Below are 25,416 nucleotides of genomic sequence, written 5' to 3'. Positions count from 1 at the left end.
GTGCCTGTTGCTCGGCGCTCTGTGCGCTGGGTCACTGTCACTGCGGATAAATGTATATGCCTGTATATACAGGCGTCAATACCCGGAACCCGTTTTCACGTAAATGCTGTGTAACACCACTCGGGAATCAGAAACCCTTACCCGGGTTGAGGATTCCGAGCGGATCGAACGCGGCCTTGATCGCTCGGTGCAGTTGCATGCTGTCCTCGCCGAGCTCGAGAGAGAGCCAGCGGCGCTTCAGAACGCCGACGCCGTGCTCGCCCGTCAGGGTTCCGCCGAGCTCGAGAGCACGCCGGAAGACCTCGTCTGCGGCGGTCCACACGGCGTCGGGAACCGATCCGTCGGCAGTGCGGTCGAACACGAACGTCGGATGGACGTTGCCGTCACCGGCGTGCGCGACGGTCATGATCTTCACCGAGTGCTCGGCAGCCGCCCGGTCGATACTTTCGAGCATGTCGGGCAGTTTCGACCGCGGAACTCCGACGTCTTCCACGAGGCATTGCCCGAGTCGTTCGGAAGCGGGGTAGGCGAGCCGGCGGATCTCGAGTAACTGCGCGGCTTCCGCTGCGTCCTGTGAGACGGCGACAAAATCGGCGCCGGAATGCTCGAAGTGTTTCTGCATCGCCGCTGCTGCTGCGTCGGCGTCGACCCCGTCGGCCTGTGCGATCAGCATCGCGGCAGTGTTGTCTTCCAATCCGATTCGTTTCCAATCGTCGACTGCGCGCAGAGTCGCTCGATCGATCAGCTCCAGCAGGCTCGGTCCGATCCCGTCACGAACGACAGCGGCAACTGCGTCCGCCGCGGAGCGGAGAGAATCGAAACTACCGACGACGGTGACCGGTGCTCTCTTCGGCTTGGGCTGCAACTTGAGGGTGGCGCTCGTGACGACTCCGAGTGTCCCTTCCGAACCGACGAGAAGGCTGGTCAAGTCGTATCCCGCAACACCTTTGACGGTCCTTCGACCCGTCCGTACGATCCGACCGTCGGCTAGCACAACCTCGAGACCCAAGACCGAATCGCGGGTGACGCCGTACTTCACGCATCGAAGTCCGCCGGCGTTGGTGGCGATGTTTCCACCGATCGTGGAGATCTCGAAACTGCTCGGATCGGGGGCGTACATCAGCCCGTACTCGTCTGCCGCTCGACTGATGTCGGCGTTGATCACCCCGGCTTCCACGACCGCGAGCTGATCGTCCGGATTGACCTCGAGAATCGAGCGCATCCGAGTGGTCGAGATGACCAGGCAGCCCTCGACGGCTGTCGAGCCGCCCGCCAAACCGGTTCCCGCGCCGCGGGTTACCACCGGGACCCGGTGAGCAGTAGCCCATTTCAGAGCCTCGGAGATGTCGGCCGCAGTGTCGGCGAGCATGACGGCCGCAGGATGGCCGGGTTCGGCAAGATGGGCCTCGTCGCGACGGTACGAGTCCATTACCGACGGGTCGGTGATCAGGCGACTCGAACCGATCGACCGAGCGAGTTCGTGGACGGACATTCTTTTCTCCAGTCGGTCAAAGGTTGTGTGCGAGTGCATCCACCGCGGCGATCACGGCGCCTTCTGCGGCCCGCTCGCCGACCGTGACCCGTACTCCCTCGCCAGGGAACATCCGGACCGAGACACCTTGCGCGACGCAGGCAGCTTCGAACGCAGAAGCGCTCTCGCCGAGAGGAATCCATACGAAGTTGGCGCCGCTGGGGACCGACTCGACGCCGCGCAGAGCCAATTGCTCACGTAGGTGAGCGCGACCCTGAGTCACCGTTTCGACTATCGAATCGGTGTGCGCCGGATCGGTCAGGGCTGCGCAGGCCGCGGCCTCGGCAGCTGTGCTGAGTCCGAAGGGCGGTGCCGCGCTACGAAGATCCGTCGCGATCGCGGAGTTGGTGATGGCATAGCCGGCACGAAGTCCGGCTAATCCGTAAGCCTTGGAGAAGGTTCGGAAGACGACGATGTTGGGAAAGGTTCGCAGCAGGTCGACACCGTCGACGTCGCTGGTCGCGAACTCCCGGTAAGCCTCGTCCAGGAGGATGAGAACGTCACCAGGGATCGCGCGGGCGAACGAAATGAACTCGGCGGTCGAGAACTCGCTACCGGTCGGATTATTGGGGTTACAGACGAGTACCGCGCGGGTCTGCGGGGTCACGGCCGCCGCCATTGCGCTCAGATCATGCCGATGTTCGGAATCGAGTGCGACGGGGACACCGCTCGCCCCGGCGATTCCGATCAGTATCGGGTACGCCTCGTAACTGCGCCACGGGTAGACGACCTCGGTGCCCGGACCCGTGTAGGCAGTCAACACCTGCTGGAGGAGTGCCAACGACCCGGCGCCGACCAATAGCTGGTCGTCGCCGACGCCCAGACGATCGCTCAATCGGGCGATCAGCGTGTCGCCGAACAACGACGGATACAAGTGTGAGTGTGAGGCCGCGAGATTGACGGCGTCGAGAATCGCCGCCGAGGGTGCAACCGTCGACTCGTTGCTCGACGCGCGCCACCGAACCTGCTCGAGGCCGGCTGCTTTGGAGTATCGAGGAAGTGCTTCGATTTCGGGTCGAGGGCGAGGCCTCAGCGCTCCGGGCGCGGTCATGCCAGGGCGCCGATCGCGTTCTCCGCGGCGGCAACGAGTGCGCCGGATGCGGCCAAGTCCACTGCCGCCTCGATCTCGGGAGACAGGAAGCGATCGGTGCCCGGTCCCTGGACCTTCTCGCGCAGGGTTCGGAGTACTGCTCCGGTGGCGGGGGAGGGTTCGAGTGGGGAGCGCAAATCGATTCCTCTTGCTGCAGTCAGTATCTCGATTGCAAGAACTCGGGTGAGACCGTCGATGGACCGGCGGAGTTTGCGTGCACCCGACCATCCCATGGAGACGTGATCTTCCTGCATGGCCGAGGAGGGAATCGAATCGACACTGGCGGGGCTCGCGAGTCGCTTGAGTTCGGACACGATGGCAGCTTGTGTGTACTGCGCGATCATCAGTCCGCTGTCGACTCCGGGGTCGTCGGCGAGGAAGGGGGTCAGGCCGTGATTGCGTGCTACGTCGAGGAATCGGTCGGTGCGGCGTTCGCTGATACCGGCGACGTCCGCGGTCACGATGGCGAGGAAGTCCAAGACGTAGGCCACCGGAGCTCCGTGGAAGTTGCCGTTCGAGCGAACCCTTCCATCGAGGGTGACGACGGGATTGTCTACAGCACTGGCTAATTCGCGTCCGGCTACGAGGCGGGCGTGATCGACGGTGTCGCGTGCGCCGCCGGCGACCTGCGGGGCACAGCGAAGTGAATACGCGTCCTGAACTCTGGTGCAGTCAGGACCCGCATGGCTGGTGACGATCGGGGAGTCGGCAAGCAGGCGCACCATGTTCGAGGCCGCCGCGCCCTGTCCGGGGTGGGGGCGAAGCGCCTGAAGATCGGCGGCGAATACCTGATCAGTGCCGAGCAGGCCTTCGACGCTCATTGCGGCAGCGATGTCGGCCAACTTGAGCAGATGATCGAGATCGGTGATCGCGAGGGCCAGTTGGCCGAGCATCCCGTCGGTACCGTTGATCAGTGCGAGGCCTTCCTTCTCGGCCAGAACCACCGGTTCGAGGCCATGGGCAGCCAATGCCGTTGCCGCATCGGTGAGTTCACCGTCGGCGGTGCGGACGGAACCTTCACCGATGATCGCCATCGCCACGTGCGCCAGTGGCGCCAGATCTCCCGAGCATCCGAGGCTGCCGTATTCGTGCACCACCGGGGTGATGCCTGCGGTGAGTAGGTCGGCATACGCCTGCGCGACCACGGGGCGCACTCCGGTCCGTCCGGTGGCGAGCGTCGACAGACGCAGGAGCATCAAGGCCCGGATCACTTCGCGTTCGACTTCCGGGCCCGAACCTGCCGCGTGTGATCGGATCAGGCTGCGCTGCAGCTGCGTCCGCAGATGCGCTGGGATGTGCCGGGTGGCAAGTGCGCCGAATCCCGTGGAAACCCCGTAGACCGGCGTGGGGTCTACGGCCAGGGCCTCGATGCGTGCGCGACTTTCGGCGATCGCGGCCAGTGAGTCCGCGGTCAATGCGACGCCGTAACCGTTGCGCGCGACGTCGACGACGTCGGCGATGGTGACAGCGCCGATGCCGACCTCGATGGTTCGGGTAACTGTCTGGGTGGCAGGGGTGGCGTTCATGGGACTCCAATGATGATGCGGTGGTTATCTAGCAAAGTCTTGTATACGAGACTCTAGTCTTGAATATGAGACGAAAACAAGACCTGAGAAGTACGGAACGGAGAAATTTGTTAGATGTCGGCGGGCGGGGTCTCCACCATTCGGTCGCCGAGATCAGCGGAGAACTCGGCGCTGACGGTGCGTACTCGGTCGGCGATCAGTGCACTCTCCTCGGCGGATTTGGAGCCGGAGAGGAAGGTGACGCCGAGAGCTGCGACCGGACGGCCGTCCCGCGTGATCACAGGACTGGCGATGCAATTGATCCCGGATGTCGTCGCATTCTCTTCCACCGCATACCCGCTCTCGCGTGCTGCGGCGAGCAGTTCTCGCAGTTCGGGGAGCGTCGACGGTCCCGTTCCGGTCCGCGTCGGCCACGTGTATCCCTCGTAGAGTGCGCTGATCTGTTCTGTGTCCAGACGGCTCAGAATCGCCCGCCCGACTGCGGTGAGGTGAGCCGGAAGGCGGGTCCCGATTTCGGTCACCAACCGCACGCCCGGCTTGAGCGGTTCACGTTTGTCGAGGTAGATGACATCCGAACCTTGAAGCACCGCCAGATGTGACGTCTCATCCGTCGACTGAGTAAGGGCCAGCATGAATCGTTGGCCTTCGCGGTGCAGTGGGCCGGAGCGCATGTACGACGCACCGACTTCGAACGCCGAGACACCCAGGGTCCAGGCGCGTTGATCAGCCCAATACGAGACGAACCGTCGATCCCGCATGACATTGAGGAGATGATGCGTCGTGCTCTTGGGCAGGTCGAGGGCGCTGGAGATTTCCGCGGTCGCCAGCGGCACACCCCGGCGAGCCAGGAGGTCGAGCACGTCGAGCACACGCTCAGCGGATTTCACGCGGCTGGTGCTCATGGGGGTGTGTCCTTACAGGTAGGTCGGCAGCGGGAGCGCGGAACCACATTGTCTCGGATACGAGACTGGATCGCCAAGCGCTGGGGGTGGTCAGGGAGTCTGACTGCCGAGTTCGGCGGACAACCGGGCGCAGTGCTCCACCAGGACGCGACCGTGGCTGGCGCAGACCTCGTCCGTCAGACGGAAGGTCGGGCCGACCACGCTGAGCGCTCCGGCTATCTGACCGACTGCGTTGTAGATCGGCGCTGCAACTCCGGTCGAGTGATCCTCGATGGTGTCGTGGGCGATGGCGTACCCGCTCTCACCTACCTTGCCGCTCAACGCTGCGCCGACGGCGGTGCCGTCCAGGGGAACGCTCTGGCCAACCCATCCCATGTGACGGATCGCGTGCGTGCCCTCGATCTGATCGAGATACAGCGCAGTGTCTTTCGGTCCCCTCGTCGACAGGTAGGTCGATTCCCTCGTGGATTCGGCGATGGCCTTCATCGCGGGCCGGGCTCTCGGCAACAGTTGATTGTCGCCGAGAGCGCGGGCCCCGATCTGCAGTAGCCGCGGGCCGACGCGATAGACGTTGTCCTCGCCGCGGACGACGAACTCGGTTTGTTCGAGGCTTCTGATCAGGCGAAGCGCGGTACTGGTTGCCAGATCGGTCGCCTTGGCGGCGTCACCGAGCGTCAACCCGCCGTGCTCGACGATCGCACCGAGAAGTTCGAACGTGCGATTCGCGCTGCGGGTCACGTCGCCGGGGGCCATGTCCTACTCCAAGTGCCGAGGGATGTCTGCGCTGAATCTATCGCGAGCCCGGCAGTACCTCACCGTGGTGCTCGTCCAGCAGGGGGCTGCGGCGAACCCGGGGGCGTCGGCTCTCACCGAACACGACGGGTTGTCGTACGTAGGAGATCTTTCCTGCTACCGGGTGCTCGAACGATTCGACGAGTTCCCGATACTCGGCCTGCGCGGAGGTGAGTGCCTGCTGGACGTCCCAGATCTCCGAGCCGGCGAGGCCCGCGTCGCCGAGAATGCCGACCACATCGGCGACGGTCTTTCCGGCAGCCCAGTTTTCGATCTCCTTACGCAGTGCCGGTTCGTTCTCGGTCCGGGCGGTGTCGTCGGCAAAACGAGGATCTGCGATCAGGTCGACGCGATTCATCGTCTGCGCCAATTTCTCGAAGCCCGATTGGCTCGCAACCGCGAGGACGAAGAGTCCGTCGTCGGCCTTGTAGGTGTCGAAGGGTGTGGAGACCGGGTGTCGGTTGCCGACGCGTGGGGGAGTGAGCCCGGTGGACTGCAGTTGGCTGTGCGCTGTCGGCAGCATGGCGAGCATGCTGTCGAACATCGCGACGTCCAGGTGCTGCCCGAGCCCGGTCATCCGTGCGCTCAGCAGCGCGGTGCTGATTCCCCAGGCAGCGAACAGCCCGGCGACCAGGTCTCCGAACGACTCACCCAACCGGGTCGGCCCGGATTCTTCCGAACCGGTGATGCTCATGATTCCCGAAAGAGCTTGGACTACAAGATCGTAGGCGGCGGATCCGGACATGGGTCCGTCCTGTCCGAAACCGGAGATGGACGCGTACACGATCCGCGGATTGCGAGCCCGCGCAACCTCGTAGTCGATCCCCAGGCGCTTGGTGACGCCCGGCCGAAAGTTTTCGACGACGACGTCGGCGGTCTCGATGAGCGTCAGCAGGGCCTCACGGTCCTCGTCGTTCTTGAGGTTGAGCGCCACCGAACGCTTGCCGCGATTGAGCACGTTGAAGTAGATGCTCTCGCCGTCACGGAACGGGCCGAGGTGCCGAGAGTCTTCACCGTGTTCGGATTCGATCTTGACGACGTCTGCACCGGCGTCGGAAAGCAATGCGGTGCAGTAAGGCCCGGCGAGGACACGTGAGAGGTCGATGACCCGAATGCCGTCGAGTGGGGGAAGTGCAGTCATGTCCGCGCCCTTTCAGAATTCGGTGGAACGCGGCGACGGAGCGTTGCCGGCAATGGTGAGTAATTGGATCTGCGAGGTGCCCTCGAAGATGCGGAGAATGCGGCAATCGCGGTACAGGCGTTCGATTTCCGATTCGCGCATGAAGCCCGCGCCACCGTGGATCTGCACGGTTTGATCGACGATCGAGAAGCAGGCCTCGGTGGCGACGTACTTCGAAATCGATGCGGCGCGGCGGATGTCCTGGCCGGCGTCCTTGACGTCGGCGGCCCAGTCTGCGGTGACGCGTGATGCGACCAGTTGCGCGTCGCAGCCACCGAGGAGGAGCTGGATTGCCTGGAAATCGAAGATCGGCGTGCCGAACTGCTTTCGCTTCGTTGCGTACTCACGTCCCAATTCCCAAGCGCGCAAAGCGATGCCGTTTGCCATTGCCGCTACGTCGATGCGCGCGCGGTTCAGTGCGGTCAAGGCAATGTTGCCGCCGCGACCTTCGGTGCCGATCACGGAGTCGAGCGGCAGGACGACGTCGTCGAGGTAGACGGTGTACGTCGGAGCCGAACGAATTCCCATCTTGTCCTGCGGCTCCGAGTAGCTGATTCCCGGAGTTCCCTTGGCGACGACGAAGGCGGTGATGCCGCGGAATCCTGCGCTCGGGTCCGTCTTGGCGAAGAGCACGACAAGGTCGGCTTCCTTGGCGTTGGAGATGTACGTCTTGGATCCGGAGAGATGCCAACCGTCGTCCTCGCGTCGGGCGACGGTACGCATCGAGGCGATGTCGGAGCCGGCGTCGGGTTCGGTGAGTGCGAAGCCTGCCAACAGTTCGCCCGAGGCGAGCTGGGGCAACCAGCGGCGCTTCTGTTCTTCGGACCCGCCGACGAGAATCGGCTCGAGGCCCAGATAGTGGGCGGTGTAGATCGATGCCAGCGCGGCATCGGTGCGTGCAACTTCTTCGATGGCGACCAGTTGGGTTCGTGTCGAGAGACCCAGTCCGCCGAATTCCTCCGGCACGGAAATGCCCATGAGGTCCTGCTGCCCGAGGCGCTTGACCAGCTGCGCCGGGAACTCTTTGGACTCGTCGCGTGCGGCTGCTCCAGGGTGGATCTCGGCGTTGGCGAAGGCTCGGACGGTACTGCGGAACTCTGCGAGATCAACGCTGTCGATGTCGTGCGCGGTCTGGGTGGTCACGGGGGCTCCTTCGAAGCGAGGCGATTGCGAATTTCATCTAATGGAATCGAATTGCCACTAGTTGGCATGACTTGACTATGGCCGAGGGTGGCGAGTTTGTCCAGGGGTGACGCTGTTGTGTCGCGGCTCACGTTCTGCAATGATCAACTTGTCTAAGCCTGTATAGACAAGTTGATTGCGGATGGAACCCACTACAAGTCGGAAGCAGCGTGGCTTTCGGCGGAAGGTGCTGACATGAGCCTCGTTTCAGTCGACACGACACTGGACTCCGAGAATGTGAGGAGGGTGTGCAGTACGTATTTCGAGGGCTTGTCGGCTGATCGATACGCGGCGCTTGCCGAAGACCGCAAGCTTGCGATGGTCGCTGCGCACATGGATCTCTCGCGCCGAAGAGGACGCGACTCGTCGATCTCGAGGTTCGTGTCGGCCGGCGAGTTGGGAGATGGGCCGGCAATTCAATACGTCGGCGACGACATGCCGCAGCTTGTCGAAGCGGTACTGGCGACACTTGCCCGCGCCCGCGTGGAACCGGAACTCGTGGTGCACCCCGTGCTTCGTACAGTCGTTCGCCCAGTGCTTCGCACAGTCGTGCAAGCGGCGCACAGCACCGACGATGCCCGGGTTGGGGAGCGTGCCGAATCATGGATCCATATAGGACTACCCGGAGATTGTTCGGACGCGCAGGCGCAGGTGATCGCTGAGGACGTCGCCGGAATCCTCGACCGTATTGCGCGTGCCTTCCGCGATTCCTTGCCCATGCGGGATCTCGTCGACGAGGCGCGCGAGCAACTGGGCTCGGACGGCTACGCCGAAGAAGCTGACTTCCTCCGGTGGTGCAGCGCCGGAAACTTCAGTGTCGTCGGCGGTGCGCGAACTATCGACAGTGACGAGCCGTACGCCCTCGGCGTGCTCCCCGATCCAACCGGGTCTTCGGATGCGAAAGCGGCGCCCCTCTCGATCGGAGTGGTGTACCTCGGGCAAGGGTTCGGTGGATCCGCTTACGCCACCGAGATCGACGTGTCCATCGGTGACCGTGCGTACCGATTCATCGGATCCTTCACCGCGACCGGTCTTGTCGCGGATGTCAGGCGAACCCCGCTCGTGCGAGGACGCGTCGCAGACATATTCGATGCCGCCGGATCCACCGTCGATTCGTTTGTCGGACAATCGATGCTGGCGGTGATCCAGTCGATTCCGATCACCGTGCTCTTTGCCGCCGAGCCGGCCCGAATCGCGGACGCGCTGGACGAACTCACTTCCGTGGACGGCCGCACGTCGATCCATCTGTTCTTGCAACCGGTGGGATGTTCTCCGGCGACAGGGCAAGACCAGGAGTTGTCGGCGTTGCTCTTCGTTCCGCGCGAGAAATTCAGTACGACGATCAGAACAACGGCCGAGTCGGTACTCGCCGACGCACTCGGTGCCCGCAATATCGAGTTCTCGAGTCGAGTCTCGGAATCCCCCTTGGCCGTCGTACATTTCACGGCCACAGTCGGCGGCGGCGCGAACTTCGCATCGGCGCGACGAGCACGGGAGATTCGGGACCTCGTCGTCGACGCGTGCCTGACATGGGACGAGCGATTCGTTCTGGATGCTTCGAACTACGACGAGCGGCGCAGGCGCGCTCAGTTCGCCGAGCGAGTTCCGGTGGCGTACAAGCAGGATTTCGACGCCGTCCGAGCCGCCGAGGACATGGTGGTGTTCGAGGGCCTCGAGCCCGGAGAGGTGAGCCCACGACTGGCCCGATCTGTCGACGGGCCCGGTACTCACCGACTCGGACTTTACGTATCGGGTGACCCGCTCTCGCTGGGCGAGGTGCTGCCGGTATTGCAGAGCCTGGGTGTCGACGTGGTCGACGAACGTCCGTACGAGATCGCATCGGTGGGATCGGAACAGTCCTGGATCTACGAGTTCACGCTCGACTATCCGAGCGCTCCGGTCGAGCGCTTCGACAACTTTGCCGCGCGGTTCGGGGCGGCGTTTGCCGCGGTTCGAAACGGTGCCGCCGAGCCGGACTCGTTCAACGAACTAGTCGCGATCGCGGGACTCGGCTGGAACCAAGTAGTGGTGCTGCGGGCATACGCGGAGTTCTTGCAGCAAGCGGGATTTCCGTACAGCACCAGTCGCGTCGCCGAGGTACTTGCCGATCATCGCGAGATCGCCGGCGGTCTGTGTGAAGTGTTCGAGAGCCGTTTCGATCCCGACGTCGTCGATGGAGATCGAGGTGCACGTGCAGCAGCGGAGGTGGAGACGGCAGTGGCACAAGTGCAAGGACTCGACGCCGATCGGATCCTGCGCGCATTGTCCGAACTGGTCCGTAATACGTTGCGTACCAACTACTTCGTCCATGACACTGCGTCGCTCGGCGTTCTCTCGCTGAAGTTCGATTCGGAGAAGCTGTCCGTATTACCCTTCCCTCGACCGAAGTTCGAGATATTCGTGTACTCACCCGATGTCGCAGGTGTGCACCTTCGCTTCGGTACTGTCGCTCGCGGCGGCCTGCGCTGGTCGGATCGCAAAGAAGACTTCCGCACCGAGGTACTGGGATTGGTGAAGGCGCAGGCAGTCAAGAACGCAGTCATCGTGCCTGTCGGCGCTAAGGGCGGATTTGTCGTCAAACGCCCGCCGGTTCCAGGACTGGGTGCAGACGCAGACCGGGAAGCTGCGTTGGCGGCAGGGATCGATTGCTACCGATCCTTCATCCGTGGACTACTTGATCTGACCGACAACGTCGACAAGCAGAGTGGCGCCGTTGTCGCGGCGCGAAGGGTCGTTCGCCACGACGGAGACGACACGTATCTTGTTGTCGCCGCGGACAAGGGCACCGCAAAGTTCTCCGACATCGCGAACGAGGTTGCCGCGGAGTACGGATTCTGGCTCGGCGACGCCTTTGCATCCGGTGGGTCGGTCGGCTACGACCACAAAGCCATGGGTATCACCGCGAAGGGCGCCTGGGAAAGTGTCAAGCGGCACTTCCGTGAGCTCGGCGTCGACACCCAGAACGACGACGTCACCGCGGTGGGGATCGGAGATATGAGCGGCGACGTCTTCGGCAACGGTATGTTGTGCAGCAAGCACATTCGCCTGATCGCGGCGTTCGATCATCGGCACGTGTTTGTCGACCCGAGCCCGTCACCGGAGCGCTCGTACGTCGAGCGATCACGTCTCTTCGCTCTCCCACGATCCTCGTGGGCCGACTACGACCCGACCTTGATCAGTGCGGGCGGCGGAGTGTGGGAACGCTCGGCGAAGCGCGTCCCGATCAGTGACGAGATGCGTCAGGCACTGGGTCTCGAGGATGACGTGACCGAATTGACTCCACCGCAACTGGTTCGGGCGATTCTGCGCTCTCCGGCAGATCTGTTGTGGAACGGCGGCATCGGGACGTACGTCAAGGCCTCCGGTGAGTCCGACCTCGAAGTCGGCGACAAGAGCAACGACGCGGTTCGGGTGAACGGCAACGAAGTCCGTGCTCGAGTGATCGGTGAAGGTGGCAACCTCGGCCTCACCCAGGCAGGACGAATCGAGTACGCACGCGGCGGCGGGCGGATCAACACAGACGCCCTCGACAATTCCGCGGGAGTCGATTGCTCCGATCACGAGGTGAACATCAAGATCCTTCTCGACTCCCTCATCAGTTCAGGCGTCGTCGCAGACTCACATCGTGTTGGACTACTGGAATCATTGACCGACCAGGTCGCCGAACTCGTTCTTGCAGACAACCGTTCACAGAACGAACTGATGGGCACCACTCGTGCGGACGCGGCGGCGATGATCGGTGTGCACGGCAGGGTGATTTCCAGCCTCGAATCCAGAGGGATCGTAGATCGCGTCATCGAGGGGTTTCCGACCAAGAAACAGTTCGCCACGGCTGAGAAGACGGGGACGGGGCTGACGTCACCGGAACTCGCCACACTGATGGCGCACGTCAAGCTCGATCTGAAATCCACGCTGTTGGCGGGAAGCTCGATCGACAATCAGATCTACCGTCAGACGCTGGTGAACTATTTTCCGGAGGGTGTTCGAGATGCCGGGGGTGACGCCCTCGACCGGCACCCACTGCGGCGGGAGATCGTTGCGACCGTGTTGACGAACAACGTGGTCGATCGTGGCGGCATCACCTATGCGTATCGGCTCGGTGAAGAAGTCGGCGCTGATCCGGAAGACGCAGTACGTGCCTTCACCGTGGTCTCCGAGGTATTCGGACTGTGGGAATTGTGGCGCGACATCAGCGAAGCCTCGATCTCGACTGCCGTATCCGACGAGTTGATCCTGCTCACCAGGCGACTGCTCGACCGGGCGTCGCGTTGGATGCTTACGCGTCGGCCTCAACCGCTGGCCGTCGGGTCCGAGATCAGCCGATTCGGTGATCGGATCGCGGAGGCGTCGGCAGAGCTCGATGGCTGGCTGGTAGGCGCAGATCAGCGGAACCTGGCTGCGCGAACTGTCCTCATCACGGACAAGGGCGCGCCGGAGAACCTGGTCAGGCGAGTGGAGATCCTGCTCGATCAGTTCGGACTGCTGGACGTGGTGGAGATCGCGGAACTCGCTGATCGCACCATTGCGGAGACCGGCGAACTCTACTTCCGGCTCGGTGAGCACGTTGGGCTCGTCCCGATGCTCAATCGAGTGTCTGCCTTGAGCAAGGACGGAAAGTGGAACGCACTGGCGAGGTTGTCGTTGCGTGACGAGTTGTACTCGACGGTGCGGGCCTTGACCCTCGACGTCTTGGCCGACGCGGAAGCAGGTGACTCGACAGCGGAAAAACTCTCGAGGTGGGAAGAAAGGAATGCGTCGAGAATAGAGAGGTCCACTCTCGCGCTCGCGGAGATCGAGGCATCCGGACAACACGATCTTGCTGCGATTTCGGTTGCGACGAGCCAATTGCGGCGGATGGTGGGTTAGGTCGGGCGCCGGCGCTCGCGGTTGGATCGGAAAGGTGCACGGGGCGGATAGACTTCGGAGGCCGAACGGGAGAACCGACTCGGTGGTTTCCGACGAACGGGTGGTGGCGATGGCGATTGCCGAAGTGGACGCAGAACTCGCCGTGCTGTTCAACGAGGCAGGCGGCGAGTCCGCCCCTGCCTACGAGCGGGTCAAGAACCTCGTGGTCTCGCAGATCAACTCGGGTCGGTGGACCGAAGGCGATCAGCTGCCTTCGGAGAATCAACTGGTCAGTGCGCTGGGGTTGTCACGTATGACGATCAACCGAGCGCTTCGTGAACTCACCAGCGACGGTCTGATCGTACGGATGATGGGGGTCGGTACCTTTGTCGCCGCTACGAAGACTGCGTCCCCGCTGTTCGAGGTGAAGAACATCGCCGACGAGATTCAGCGGCGTGGCCACCGTCATCGAACCGAGGTCGTGTTCGTTCGTGAGGAAGAAACCGACCACGCGCAGACGTTCCTTCGTGAATCTGTGGGCAAGCGGGTGTTCCATTCGCTGATGGTGCACTTCGAGGACGAAACTCCGATTCAGGTGGAAGACCGGTTCGTGAATCCGAACGAGGCGCCCGATTACCTGCGCCAGGACTTCACCGCGATCACCCCCAACAACTACCTGAGTGACGTTGCGCCACTGGTCCGTGGCGAGCATGTCGTGGAAGCGGTGTTGGGGAGCCCGGACGAATGCGAGCTGCTCCGCATAGATCGAGGGGAACCGTGCCTGCTGATTCGCCGCCGCACCTGGTCGGCCAACGGGTTGGTCAGTGCGGCGCGCTTGATCCATCCGGGTTCACGCAATCGCTTGGAAGGAACCTTCGAGCGCTGATCGTTTCGAATGGCGAGTCCTGAACACAGGCTCGTCCGATCGCACCAATTTCGGGTGCAAGTTCGGTGCAATCGACCAGGACGTGACTGCGAGCACACTGAGATCATGGGTGGACGGTTATTGCTTCCGCAACCTCACTTCCCGACGAGTGAGACCTGAGCGGATCGCAGCAACGCCGTCTACGCCGCTGGCTTCCATGATCGAAGGAGTTCGACCTGTGACCGACTTGCCCGAGGACCTACTTGTCGCCCCGAAGTGGCAGGAACGCCTCGACGAACTGGCAGCCAAGCATTCGGTACCGGGCGCTCAGGTCGGTGTGATCGCGCTGGGCGAAGACGGCGCCGCGGATATCCGTGTCATCACCACCGGAGTGACGAGCCTGAACACGCGCGTCGACGTCGACGCCGACACCCTGTTCCAGTACGGATCCGCGAGCAAGATCTGGACGACGACGCTGATCATGCAGCTCGTCGACGAAGGCAAGCTGACGCTGGACACCCTGGTGGTGGAGGTGCTTCCGGAGTTCACGATCGCAGACCCTTCCAACACGAAGGAAATCACGATCCGCCAGTTGCTCACGCACACAAGCGGTATCGACGGAGACCTGTTCAACGACACCGGTGACGGCGACGACTGCGTCGAGAAGTACGTCGACGAACTCGCTACCGCGATCAGCGTCACCAAGCCCGGCGGGCATCTGAGTTACAGCAACGCGGGTTTTGCCGTTGCCGGCCGCATCGTCGAGGTCCTTCGTGAGATGACGTGGGACGAGGCGTTGGTCGAATACCTCTGGAAGCCACTCGGACTGACGCACATCATCACCAAGGCCAAGGACGCCCCGCTGTTCCGCACCGCCGTCGGCCACGTGGCCAACCCGGATCGGACGTCGCCGGACAAGGTGGTTCCGACCAAGCAGTGGCTGCTCCCGCGCGGTATCGGTCCGGCCGGCATCATCGCCGGATCTGTCAGCTCTCTGCTCACGTTCGGTGCTGCACACATGCGTGACGGACTGGCTCTGACGGGTGAGCGCATTCTGTCCGAAGAGTCCGCGCGCCTGATGCGCACTCCGCAATTCGACCTGACCGCGGTCTCGAGCGTCGATCAGGCCTGGGGTCTCGGCTGGATCCTGTCCGACTGGGGCGGTGTGACGTCCGCGCAGCACGGCGGTGCGACGATCGGCCAGATCACACGTTTTCACACCTTCCCCGAGCTCGGCCTCGCCATGGCCGTTGTCACCAACTCGCGTGGCGGCGGTGCCCTGGCCCACGACATCGAGAAGGAGATCGCGCAGGAGCTCGATCTCGTTCTGCCGGAACCGAAGTCCGAGGCGGATGCGGCAGAGATCGACCTGTCGCACATTCTCGGAACCTATGAATCGACAACCGTTCGAATCGAACTCACGCGCGGCGACGACGGCGGATTCCAGGTTCAGAACTTCGCCAAGGTCGAGATCGACGGCGAGCCCCCGGCCGCGCCCACCAAGGTCGTGCCGCTGTCTGCTTCCCGATTCTCGATCAGTAACGAGAGCGCCTCGGGGGAGATGGCTCATCTCACGATCGATGGCGAGGAATATCTGTACATGACACGGCTTTTCAAGAAGATTTCCGACTAGCCGCGGCGAGATGATTCTCTCCGCTGAATGAAATCTCGGGCAGGTCGAGGGCGATGAGGGCCCTCGACCTGCCCGCACTACTTTCTCGAGGAAAACTCATGTTGAAACCTTTCGCTCCTTTCCCGGACGTGAATCACCCAGCGGCACTGGATGCTTACGGCCTTGCGCCGGTCATCGACGGTCACAACGATCTGGCATGGACGGCTCGCGAGACTGCCGCCTACTCGGTGGAGAATCTCGAGAAGGATTCCATCTTCCACACCGACATCGACAAACTCGGTCGCGGTGGCGTCGGTGCGCAGTTCTGGTCGGTTTACACCCCGTGTGACATGACCGAGCCCGAGGCGGTTCAGTACACCCTCGAACAGATCGACTTCGTGTACCGGATGATCGAGCGGTACCCGGATACTTTCGAATTCGCGCGCACGGGCGACGACGTGCGTCGCATCTGGAGCGAGGGCAAGGTCGCGTCCTTGTTGGGTGCGGAGGGCGGTCACAGCATCGGCAGCTCGCTCGGTGTCTTGAGAATGATGGCGCGCCTTGGTCTTCGGTACATGACCCTGACGCACAACGACAACACCGGATGGGCGGACTCCGCGACGGATACGCGAGTGCACGGCGGTCTCACCGACTTCGGTCGCGAGATCGTGCGCGAAATGAATCGGCTCGGCGTACTGGTCGACCTGTCGCACGTCTCGGTGGAAACGATGAGAGACGCCATCGAGACGTCGTCGGCACCGGTGATCTTCAGCCATTCGTCCTGCACTCAGCTGTGCGGTCACCCACGCAATGTTCCCGACGACGTCATGCGGTTGCTCGCGGACAACGGCGGCGTGATCATGATCGCCTTTGTGCCCATGTTCCTTTCTGCCGAGTACGACGAGTGGTTCAAGGGCGGACGGGTCGGCCCACGGCCGGCGATGACGGTGGACCATCTGGCCGATCACGTCGAGCATGCCCGAGACGTCGCGGGCATCGACCACCTCGGTTTGGGTAGTGACTACGATGGGTTCGACGACTTTCCGGACGGTATGCAGGACGTATCCGGTTTCGCGGTGTTGATAGACCGTCTGGCGGAACGCGGTTGGTCCGCGGAGGACTTGGCAAAGCTGATGGGCAACAACGTGTTGCGTGTGCTCGACGATACCAGTGCGGCCTCGATATCGAGCCGTTCCTAGCCGTATCGACGCCCGAGAAGATGAGGATGAGAATGAAGAAGATTCGTACCGTTGCACTGAAGGTGGTTGCTTCGGTGTCCGTAGTTCTGGTTGTGCTGGTATCGATAGCGCTCGTGTTCAATGTCGGCTCCAGCAAGGCGAGCGTTCCGACCGGGGAAACGGGCAACCAGTTCGTGTCCGTCGACGGAAAGAACATGAGCTACTCGATCCGCGGCAACGGCGATCAGACCATTGTGTTGCTACCGGGGTTCGGAACGTCCGCACCGATCCTCGACTTCAAGTCGCTCATCGATGAACTTGCACCTGACTACCGGGTCGTCACGATCGAGCCCTTCGGCTACGGATACAGCGACGCAACGGACAAGGACCGCACGGCTGAGAACATCGTCGAAGAGATACACGAGGCTGTGCAGGCCTTGGGGATTGACGAATACATCCTCATGGGTCACTCCATCACAGGTGTTTATGCCTTGGACTACACCGCGAAGTACCGCGACGAAGTCACCGCATTCGTGGGTATCGACAGCAGTGTTCCAGGACAGCCGAATATGGACACCAAGTTTCCCATCGAAGTCTTCCGTGTTGCAAAGAAATTGGGCTTCTCCGACGTTCTGGCGAAACTCGGTGGCAGCGAGGAAACCGATGCATACCTCAATGATGCCGAGAAGGCAGAGATGAGCAGACTGGTCGCGAAGAACAACTTCAGCGACACGTACCTCAACGAAATGGATCACCTTTCCAGCAACTTCGCCGCGGCGATCGGCAAGACGTTCCCTGCCGATCTCCCGATTCTGTTGTTCGTTGTACAGAATTCCAAGGTACAGGGCTGGACAGAGCTGCACGAAGGACAGGCAGCATCGGTCGATCACGGTGAAGTGGTCTTGCTGGACGGAGACCACTACCTGCACCACACCAAGTCGAAGGAGATCGCCGAGAACCTCGACAGGTTCCTGGGGGAGCTGAACTGAAGTTACTAGGACGTTAATGTCGAATGCGGGGCCATCGACGTGAGATGGCCCCGCTTCTTCTTTCTCTACTGATCGTTCGGAGGCATTGTGGCACAGACGTTGTCACGCGAAGAACTGGCGAGTGAGCTGGACTCGGCGTATTCGAAACTCGACGTACTACTCGACGGCGTCGCCGAGGCCGATTTGTTCGACGCCATTGCCGTCGACGGGTGGACGGTGCATGACATACTCGCGGTGCGCGTCTGGTGGGCCGAGGCGGTCTCCGAATGGATCGCGGCCGGACTACGTGACGAGAATCCGCAGACACCGGCGCCCGGCTTCAACTGGACGCAAACTCGCGCACTGAACCAGTCGGTTGTCGACGCGAGCACCGACGTTCCGATTCTGGTGCTTCGCGATCGCTTGGAAGCTGCCGTAGCGTTGTTACGCAGATACATCGAGACCCTCGACGACGATCAATTGCTGTCGGTCGGGGTTTTCTCGTGGACCCGGACGTGGCCGGTGTCGAGGTGGATCGCCGTCAACACGATCACCCAATACGCGTCCTTGTCGAAAATGGTTCGGCGACTGCTGAAATCGGCGAATCAGCTCTGAACCCGGTGCATTCGCCAGACCGTCGGTCCGTCGGTCAGTGAGATTTCGCCTGCGATCGTGAACCCGAATCGTTGATACAGCGGGAGATTCCGTTCCGTCGAGGTATCGAGCCAGCATGGGTACCCCGAGCGGTCCAATTCGCCCAATGCGTGTTGCAGTAGAGCAGAACCCAATCCCGTCCCGCGCGAGCGCGGCGTCGTGCCGATCGTTGCCAGCGACCACGCGTGCTCGGGGACGGGAAGTGCAGACAGTTGTTCGTCTGCCTGAAGAACTCGCTCGAACCGATCTCCGTGGAGTTCCACGATCTTCTCGACAGTCGCTTCATCAGGCTCCGGGGTGTCCGGCGGCAGGACTGCGACGACGCCGTTGCCGGAATCATCGATGTAGGAACGCCCGAACGGTAGTGCCAGGTGCTCGAGATAGATCCGTTGCAGAGCCGCGACGCGTTCCACGTGAGAGACTTCGGCGACGCACCAGTTCGTCCAGGGATAGTCGGCAAACGCCTCGCCGAGAACGTCGGCGGCGCGGTGGAGGTCGTCGATGGACAGCGGTCGAACAGAAATCTGCATAGTGCCACTTCAACACAGTCGAGCTCGCCGTCGCCACTCGATTTCGGCGGTGTAGCAGGCGCGCGGGCCGTGGTCACGTACTTGTGAGTTCATTCAAGAAAGTTGGACGCAGCCGTCGAACCTGCGTTCACTGGTAGTGATCGGGTAATCGCCTAGCTGTCAATTCCGGGCACGTGAGATCCGGGTATGGTGATTCTCCGCGGAGGGAACAGATATGAACAGGCTCGAAGGCAAGAACGTAGTGATCACCGGCGCCGCCAGTGGAATCGGGCGCGCAGCAGCAGAACTCATGGCGGCGGAAGGCGCCAAGGTGCTGGTTGCCGACCTCGATCCGGCGCGAGCAGAGGAAGCGGCGGCCGCGATTCACGAGACCGGTGGCACTGCACTGGGTTTCGGTGTCGACGTCATGAACGAGGACTCCCTGGCTGCGATGATCGAAAGGGCGGTCGCCGAATTCGGTGGCATCAACGTCCTGTGTAATCACGTGGGCGGTAGTAATCCACGCAAGGATCTCGACCTGCTCCGGATGGACCTGGACGAGTGGGATCGCGTGATGTCGCTCAACGTCCGCAGCACTGTCGTCGCTTCACGCCTTGCCATTCCGCACATGAACAGTGCCGGCGGAGGATCGATCGTCAACACGGCCTCGGTGGGTGGATTGATCGGCGATTCCCTGCAGTCTGCCTATGGCTCCGCCAAGGCGGCGGTCATCCGGTTGACTCAATACATTGCAGTTCAGTACGGAGCGAACGGTGTTCGGTGCAACGCCGTAGCGCCGGGTGCGATCCTGACACCCGCACTCGTGGACAACATCCCTGCTGACGTCGTCGAAGGTATGAAGCAGGCAAACGCCCTGCCTTATCTCGGCGAACCCGAAGACATCGCACACGCCATGGTCTACCTTGCCTCGGACGAATCTCGCTACATGACGGGGCAGACCCTGGTGGTCGACGGCGGACTCACCAGCAAGAGTCCGCTCGCGACCGGCCGTTCGGCGATGTTGAGCTGAGTCAGCTCCGCCAACCGCTGGGGCCGGCGCCCAGAACCTCGATGGATCCCAAGCTGGCGTGTGAATGCTTGGTGCGGTGCGTCATTCGCCACGTGCCGTCCACCCGAGCCCACGAATCGTGGTAGTCGCCGAGGGTGAAGAAGTTCAGATGAGCTTTGCTCCCGGTGCCCACATGCATGTCGCTGACGTAGGAGCGGCTGGTGGCGAGATCGCCGACCACCTCGACCAGAACGTTGCCGATCAGATGTTGGGTGGGTCCGCACTCGTCGAGGAACGAGCGAATGGACGCCACGACCTCGGCAGGCCCGCGCAGAGTTCCGGTGCCCAGTTCTGCCGTAGCGTCCGGCGTCATGATCCGGTGGAGTTCATCCCAGTCTCGAGCATCCATGGCTCGCGCGAACTCGAAGATGGCGCGGGTGATCTCGCGTTCGTCGAGGAGAGTGGTGATGTCGATGCTCATGCTGTGCGCCTTTCTTGGGCGTCGGGGGGTAATAAAGGCGCACAGCAGATGTCAGCGGTTGAGCAGCTTGCGCATCGCTTCGGCAGCGCCCTTGACCATCTTGTCTCGGGGGAAGCCACTGCGCTTCTTGGCGCCTTCGTAGTTTCCTGCAGCAACCCAGATCGGGCCGTCGGCAAGGTGTTCGAGACCTTCACGTGCAACATCTTCGGGCTCTGCGACGTTCATACCCGGGATGTCGAAGTTCAGTCCCGCGCGAATCATAGCCGGTGTGCGAGTGACACCGAGAATGAACTCGACCACGTGGACGCCGTACGGCTGGAGTTCGAGCCACAGGCTTTCGGTGAAGATGCGCCCGAATGCCTTGGACGCCGCGTAGATGCTCTGGTGCTCGGAACCCATGAAGCCCGCAAGTGAACCGAGCAGCATGATGCCGCCGCGTCCGCGATCCTTCATCAAACCGCCGAAGTGGTGCGAGAGTTCGAGTTGCTTGTTGATGTTCAGCTCGATGACTCCGGCAAATCCCGACAGATCGCCGGTGACGAACTCGTGGCCGTAACTGTTGGCGCCGGCGTTGAAGATGAGCAGGCCCACCTCGACGTCGTCGGTGACGGCTTTGATCTGATCGAGCGCGTCGGGAACGAGCAGATCCAATGCGAGAGTGCGTACTTCGACGCCGTTGGCACGCGCCTTGGCCGCGGTCTCTTCGAGCGGACCCGGCTTGCGGGCGATGAGCACCAGATTGATGCCGAGCTTGCTGAGCTCGTCGGCAAACCCTGCGCCGACACCTTCGGAACCGCCGGCGATGACTGCCCACGGGCCGTAGTACTGAGGATCGATCATTACTACCTTCTTCGAAAGATGTTGGTTTGGCTAGTGAAACGGAGCCGGTACGGGTTCACTGTCGTCGACGATCGGCTTGGGTACCGGGTCTTCGTCGATGATCTCGATCTCCCCGGCCTTGGCAGCATCGACGATGGACGCGATCAAGGCGCCGCACTCCTTGCGGGGAGCGCCGGGTCGGCCCTCTCGTTGCCCGAATTCACGGTCGTCGGCGATTTCGAGGCACTTGGCGCGGGCCTGGTCGCTCCACTGAACAGTGGTGTGTTCCCAGCTGTTCTTCTGGACCAGGACTTGCGCCTTGCACTCAGCGCACTGAAGAGGCTGCATCTTCTTCGGCCTTCTTCGCAGCGAGGTTGTCTTCGACTTCCTTCTGCCAGGCGGCGACTGGGCGTGCGGTGTCGAGTTCGAATTCGAATCGCTCGGTCATTTCGGGAGCGATGTCCGCGACGTCGACGTAGAACTGCTCGTACCAGCGACGGAGTTGGTAGACGGGGCCGTCTTCTTCGCACAGGAGCGGGTTTTCGATGCGAGTCTTGTTCTTCCAGATCTCGACGTCCTGCTCGAAGCCCTTGGCGATGAAGGTACCGAAGTTCGCGGCCATCGCGTCGGCGGCTTCGCCCTGGAAACGATCCGACTTCTTGACGATGATGCCGTACTGGAGCACGAACTTGTCTGCGCTGACCGGGTAGTGGCAGTTGATGAGCACGGAGTCGACGTTGTAGTCCTCGTACTCGTAGGTCAGGTCGTCGACCATGAAGGAGGGGCCGAAGTACGTGGCAACCGAGTTGCTGCCGACCATCTTCGGGGTGCCTGCTGCGTGGGGACGCATGTCCGAGCGAGCGACGCCGCGCATGTACTGCGTTGCTGCGTGGCCTTCGAAGATGTTCTTGAAGTACGTCGGGAAGGAGTAGTGGACGTAGAAGAAGTGCGCCATGTCGACGATGTTGTCGACGATTTCGCGGCAGTTCGTGTCGACGGTGGTGGTGTACCAGACCCAGTCGCTCCACTCGTCGCTGAGCGCGCCTTCGATGCGGGGGATGGCTACGTCGTCGGTCGGCGGGTTGCCCTCGGGGTCGTGCCAGACGAAGAGCATGCCGTCCTGGTCGAGTGTCTGCCAAGCACGCGTCTTGGCCAGCGGGGGAACGCGTCGTGCGTAGGGGATCTTCTGGCACTTGCCATTGCCGCCCCAACGCCAGTCGTGGAACGGACAGGCAATGGCGTCGCCCTTGATCGTGCCCTGGCTCAGGTCGCCACCCATGTGACGGCAGTACGCGTCGAGGATCTTGACGTTGCCTTCACTGTCGGCGAAGACGACAAGTTTGGTGCCGAACGCCTCGATCGAGTGCGGCTGGCCGTCCTTGAAGGACTCCGTGAGTCCAATGCAGTGCCATCCACGTGCAAAGCGAGTAGGCGCGGTTCCAGCTTGGATCTCGCGAACCTCGTCGTTGTCGGACTGATTGATCGTCACGATGAGTCCCGTCCTTTCCAGGGTCAGTGTCGACGCCCGACGCTAGGGGAGCGTGAATTGCCTCTGGGGCGTCGTCTCACTGGCCGGGACCAGCGGAGAGCGCGAGGATCCGGCGGCTGATCCCGGCCTCCGGGACTTCCGATCACCGGAACGCGCGACCGACATATCGTGACGGGGCAGCCGTTATGTCTATCTGCCGATCCGCTGCCTCACGGTTCGGTGCGAGGAGTGTCTCCCATGGTCAACAAGGTTCTGAGCACAGTTCGTGATCTGCTTCCGAAGATCGCGGCCCGCGCTCAGAAGGTCGACGATTCGCGCAAGATCTCCGAACGGACCATCCGGGAACTGTCCGAAGCCGGCGTATTTTCGATGCTGGCGCCGAAGAGATACGGAGGCGCCGAGAGCGACCCAGTCCACTTCTACGAAGTGATCCGGGCAATCTCCGCCGCCTGTGGCTCGACGGGCTGGGTCGCCTCGGTGGTGGGGGTGCACCCGTGGCATCTGGCGCTTTTCGACGACCAAGCACAGGCCGACGTGTGGGGAGAAGACCAGACGACGCTCATCTCGTCCGCCTACGCACCGGTCGGACGGCTGACGGCGGTGGACGGCGGCTACGAGCTTTCGGGCCAGTGGGGCTTTTCCTCCGGTTGTGATCACGCGAGTTGGGCGTTGCTGGGAGCGATGGTGGTCGGCATGGACGGCCGTCCCGTCGATTTCATGACGGTGTTGGTGCCGCGCACCGACTACGAGATCCGCGACGTCTGGGATGTTGTGGGAATGAGAGGCACCGCGAGCAACGAGATCGTGGTCAAAGACGCGTTCGTGCCCGAGCACCGATTGAAGCGCAACTACGAAACCGCGCAACTGCGTGGACCCGGCCAAGCAGTCAATCCTGGTCCGCTGTACAAACTTCCGTTCGGGAGCATCTTCACCTCGACGGTGGCCGCCCCGTGTGTGGGCATCGTTGCCGGTTGTTACGAGGGGTACCTCGACGTGATGCGTGAGCGCGTCCGTCTGAGCTTGGGTGGTGGACGGTTCAGCGAGGATCAGTTCGCTCAAGTTGCCGTCGCACGTGCGTCGTCGGAGATCGACGCTGCGATTCTGCAGATGGATCGCAACATTCGGGAGATGTACGAACTTGCTGTCGCCGGCCAGGAGTTTCCGCTCTCGATGAGGCTTCGGGCCCGTCGTGACCAGGTGCGCGCGACGGAACGTTCGGTGGAAGCGATCGACATGCTGTTCAAGACAGCAGGCGGTAACTCCCTCTCTCGCGGAAACCCGATCGAGCGCGCGTGGCGCGACGTTCACGCAGGCAGCGTTCACGTTGCCAACGAACCGGAGCGCGCGTTGGCGCTGTACGGCCGGGCGGCGTTCGGGCTGCCGGTGGAGGACAACCTGATCTGACGGGTTGGCGCGACGCCGGGCGGGGTATCTGCGTCTGGATGAGGGAAGTTCCGGCTCTGACCATCGGCTCGCTCGTCGACATGGCAGGTGTCGCACGAGCGAAAGTGATGCCTGCGGCCCGAACTGGTGTCTTCGAGGAAATCGGTGCGGGAGTGTCACCGAGTTGGAACGTCTTCTGCAGCGACGATCGGATTGCCTTCACCGACTCCTTCTCCGTCGTGGGCGACCTCCGATTACGTATCGACCGATCCGACCTCCGCGATCTCGGCGGTGGTGTGTCCTGGGCACCCGCGACTTTGTACGAGCAGGACGGTTCGACGGCTGCCGTGTGCACGCGTTCCGCGCTTGCCGCCGTCGTTGCGCGGCTCGCCTCCGACGGCCTCGAGGCCCGTGTCGGCCATGAGGTCGAGTTCACGCTTTTCGGTGAAGTGAGTGGCGGTGAGTGGTCGGCCTACGGTCTGAGTGCGGTCCTTCGGCATGAGGACTTCCTCAAGGACCTCCTGCACAATGCCGAACGCGCACAACTACATATCGAGCAAGTCCATGCCGAATACGGGCCCGATCAATTCGAGATCTCGATCGCTCCGAGCGCTCCTGTTCAAGCCGCTGATCTCGTGGTGCTGGCTCGGATCTTGATCAGCCGTACAGCCAGAGCGCACGGATTGGCGGCCTCGTTCTCGCCGTTTCCCACCCTGGACGGCGCAGGAAATGGTGCACACCAGCACTTTTCGTTGACCGCGAGTGGTAGTTCGGTCTTCTCCGGCGGCAGTCGGGAGCATGGAATGACCGACGCTGGAGCTTCCGCTTTGGGCGGAATCCTCGCTCATCTGACGGAATTCACGGCGGTCTTTGCGTCCTCACCGCTCTCCGGCCTCAGGCTGCGCCCGGACAATTGGTCGGGGGCCTACGTCTGTTGGGGGTTCGAGAACCGCGAAGCGGCACTGAGGTTCTGCGCAGAGTCACCGTCGAATCCGCACGGCGCCAACGCCGAAGTGAAAATCGTCGATCCGTCGGCCAACCCGTATCTGGCGACCGCTGCGATACTTGGCCTTTCGCATATCGGTATCGGCAATGCCGCGCCATTGCCTGCGGAAATTGTTGTGAACCCGTCGACTCTCACGGATGCGGAACGCGATGAGCGCGGGGTGACCCGAGTCCCCACCGAGCTCGGCGAGATAGTGCAGAAGTTCAACTTCTCCTCGGTGGCGAAGGAAATCTTCGGGGAGTCGATCATCGAAGCGATGGTGTCCGTGAAGGGAGCTGAGCGGGAGACGTTCTCCCAGATGGACGAGGCGACAACCGTCGAGCGGCTTCGATACACCTGGAGCTGAGAGGGTTGACGCCCAAGCCACTGAGTTCTATGTTTAAGTTATTCCTTAA

Annotated in this window: 21 protein-coding genes; 9 read left to right on the top strand and 12 right to left on the bottom strand. The window is 62.3% G+C overall.

The genetic code is table 11. The features are described from left to right. Nucleotides 1-127 precede the first annotated feature (127 nt). From QM716_RS05570 to QM716_RS05540, 7 genes are all read right to left on the bottom strand, one after another. Complete coding sequence (locus QM716_RS05570; RefSeq protein WP_283302888.1) at nucleotides 128-1,492, bottom strand: FAD-binding oxidoreductase; 1,365 nt, start codon at nucleotides 1,490-1,492, stop codon at nucleotides 128-130. 16 nt (nucleotides 1,493-1,508) lie between these two features. Next, the gene (locus tag QM716_RS05565; RefSeq protein ID WP_283302886.1) at nucleotides 1,509-2,582 is read right to left on the bottom strand and encodes an aminotransferase class I/II-fold pyridoxal phosphate-dependent enzyme; all 1,074 of its coding nucleotides are present in this window, start codon (nucleotides 2,580-2,582) and stop codon (nucleotides 1,509-1,511) included. Continuing rightward, a complete protein-coding gene (hutH, locus tag QM716_RS05560) occupies nucleotides 2,579-4,147 on the bottom strand; it encodes a histidine ammonia-lyase (protein WP_283302885.1) in 1,569 nt (522 codons plus the stop codon). Before hutH ends, QM716_RS05565 begins: the two co-directional genes overlap by 4 nt. A 110-nt stretch (nucleotides 4,148-4,257) precedes the next feature. Further along, complete coding sequence (locus tag QM716_RS05555) at nucleotides 4,258-5,049, bottom strand: IclR family transcriptional regulator (RefSeq protein ID WP_283302883.1); 792 nt, start codon at nucleotides 5,047-5,049, stop codon at nucleotides 4,258-4,260. Between the two features lie 90 nt (nucleotides 5,050-5,139). Then, complete coding sequence (locus tag QM716_RS05550) at nucleotides 5,140-5,802, bottom strand: IclR family transcriptional regulator (RefSeq protein ID WP_283302881.1); 663 nt, start codon at nucleotides 5,800-5,802, stop codon at nucleotides 5,140-5,142. Nucleotides 5,803-5,839: 37 nt separating this feature from the next. Further along, the gene (locus tag QM716_RS05545) at nucleotides 5,840-6,982 is read right to left on the bottom strand and encodes a CaiB/BaiF CoA transferase family protein (RefSeq protein ID WP_283302880.1); all 1,143 of its coding nucleotides are present in this window, start codon (nucleotides 6,980-6,982) and stop codon (nucleotides 5,840-5,842) included. Nucleotides 6,983-6,994: 12 nt separating this feature from the next. Next, a complete protein-coding gene (locus tag QM716_RS05540; protein WP_283302879.1) occupies nucleotides 6,995-8,164 on the bottom strand; it encodes an acyl-CoA dehydrogenase family protein in 1,170 nt (389 codons plus the stop codon). A gap of 234 nt (nucleotides 8,165-8,398) precedes the next feature. Between QM716_RS05540 and QM716_RS05535 the strand changes: the two genes are divergently transcribed. The 6 genes from QM716_RS05535 to QM716_RS05510 all read left to right on the top strand — a co-directional run bounded on the left by QM716_RS05535 (nucleotide 8,399) and on the right by QM716_RS05510 (nucleotide 18,286). Further along, the gene (locus QM716_RS05535; RefSeq protein WP_283302877.1) at nucleotides 8,399-13,069 is read left to right on the top strand and encodes an NAD-glutamate dehydrogenase; all 4,671 of its coding nucleotides are present in this window, start codon (nucleotides 8,399-8,401) and stop codon (nucleotides 13,067-13,069) included. Between the two features lie 109 nt (nucleotides 13,070-13,178). Next, nucleotides 13,179-13,934, top strand: coding sequence for a histidine utilization transcriptional repressor HutC (gene hutC / locus QM716_RS05530; protein WP_283303075.1), 756 nt, complete (start codon nucleotides 13,179-13,181; stop codon nucleotides 13,932-13,934). A gap of 217 nt (nucleotides 13,935-14,151) precedes the next feature. Beyond that, nucleotides 14,152-15,546, top strand: a complete 1,395-nt coding sequence (locus QM716_RS05525) for a serine hydrolase domain-containing protein (RefSeq protein WP_283302875.1) — start codon at nucleotides 14,152-14,154, stop codon at nucleotides 15,544-15,546. A 98-nt stretch (nucleotides 15,547-15,644) separates the two neighbouring features. Next, nucleotides 15,645-16,724: a dipeptidase gene (locus QM716_RS05520; RefSeq protein WP_283302874.1), complete on the top strand. Its 1,080-nt coding sequence runs from the start codon at nucleotides 15,645-15,647 to the stop codon at nucleotides 16,722-16,724. 32 nt (nucleotides 16,725-16,756) lie between these two features. Continuing rightward, nucleotides 16,757-17,692: an alpha/beta fold hydrolase gene (locus tag QM716_RS05515; protein ID WP_283302873.1), complete on the top strand. Its 936-nt coding sequence runs from the start codon at nucleotides 16,757-16,759 to the stop codon at nucleotides 17,690-17,692. An 87-nt stretch (nucleotides 17,693-17,779) separates the two neighbouring features. Then, nucleotides 17,780-18,286: a ClbS/DfsB family four-helix bundle protein gene (locus QM716_RS05510; protein ID WP_283302872.1), complete on the top strand. Its 507-nt coding sequence runs from the start codon at nucleotides 17,780-17,782 to the stop codon at nucleotides 18,284-18,286. On the opposite strand, the gene QM716_RS05505 is transcribed toward QM716_RS05510, so the two are convergent. Then, nucleotides 18,277-18,855: a GNAT family N-acetyltransferase gene (locus tag QM716_RS05505; RefSeq protein WP_283302871.1), complete on the bottom strand. Its 579-nt coding sequence runs from the start codon at nucleotides 18,853-18,855 to the stop codon at nucleotides 18,277-18,279. The genes QM716_RS05510 and QM716_RS05505 overlap by 10 nt on opposite strands. 214 nt (nucleotides 18,856-19,069) lie before the next feature. Here QM716_RS05505 and QM716_RS05500 point away from each other — a divergent pair, with 214 nt between their 5' ends. Then, nucleotides 19,070-19,864 carry an SDR family NAD(P)-dependent oxidoreductase gene (locus QM716_RS05500; RefSeq protein WP_283302870.1) on the top strand — a complete coding sequence of 265 codons (795 nt, stop codon included), beginning with the start codon at nucleotides 19,070-19,072 and terminating at the stop codon, nucleotides 19,862-19,864. A gap of 1 nt (nucleotide 19,865) precedes the next feature. Here QM716_RS05500 and QM716_RS05495 read toward each other — a convergent pair whose 3' ends face one another. Genes QM716_RS05495 through QM716_RS05480 form a run of 4 tightly spaced genes read right to left on the bottom strand, consistent with a single transcriptional unit; the run spans nucleotide 19,866 to nucleotide 22,632 of the window. Beyond that, nucleotides 19,866-20,324 (bottom strand): nuclear transport factor 2 family protein, encoded by a 459-nt coding sequence (locus QM716_RS05495; protein WP_283302869.1) that lies wholly within the window; start codon nucleotides 20,322-20,324, stop codon nucleotides 19,866-19,868. Nucleotides 20,325-20,375: 51 nt separating this feature from the next. Next, nucleotides 20,376-21,164, bottom strand: a complete 789-nt coding sequence (locus tag QM716_RS05490) for an SDR family NAD(P)-dependent oxidoreductase (RefSeq protein WP_283302868.1) — start codon at nucleotides 21,162-21,164, stop codon at nucleotides 20,376-20,378. A gap of 30 nt (nucleotides 21,165-21,194) precedes the next feature. Further along, nucleotides 21,195-21,491, bottom strand: coding sequence for a hypothetical protein (locus QM716_RS05485; RefSeq protein WP_283302867.1), 297 nt, complete (start codon nucleotides 21,489-21,491; stop codon nucleotides 21,195-21,197). Continuing rightward, nucleotides 21,469-22,632, bottom strand: a complete 1,164-nt coding sequence (locus QM716_RS05480; protein ID WP_283302866.1) for a 3-ketosteroid-9-alpha-monooxygenase, oxygenase component — start codon at nucleotides 22,630-22,632, stop codon at nucleotides 21,469-21,471. The genes QM716_RS05485 and QM716_RS05480 overlap by 23 nt, the downstream gene beginning before the upstream one ends. A gap of 237 nt (nucleotides 22,633-22,869) precedes the next feature. On the opposite strand from QM716_RS05480, the gene hsaA reads away from it, so the two are divergent. Next, entirely contained in the window at nucleotides 22,870-24,036 is a 1,167-nt protein-coding gene (hsaA, locus tag QM716_RS05475; protein ID WP_283302865.1) for a 3-hydroxy-9,10-secoandrosta-1,3,5(10)-triene-9,17-dione monooxygenase oxygenase subunit, read from the top strand. A 38-nt stretch (nucleotides 24,037-24,074) separates the two neighbouring features. Continuing rightward, on the top strand, nucleotides 24,075-25,367 hold the full coding sequence (locus QM716_RS05470; protein ID WP_283302864.1) for a type I glutamate--ammonia ligase: 1,293 nt from the start codon (nucleotides 24,075-24,077) through the stop codon (nucleotides 25,365-25,367). Nucleotides 25,368-25,416: the final 49 nt, after the last annotated feature.

The sequence above is a fragment of the Rhodococcus sp. IEGM 1409 genome (genome assembly GCF_030056735.1).
In the GTDB taxonomy this organism is placed as follows: Bacteria; Actinomycetota; Actinomycetes; order Mycobacteriales; family Mycobacteriaceae; genus Rhodococcus_F.
The sequence above is the reverse complement of the archived record's forward strand: the minus strand, read 5'-3'. Positions and strand labels throughout refer to the sequence as shown.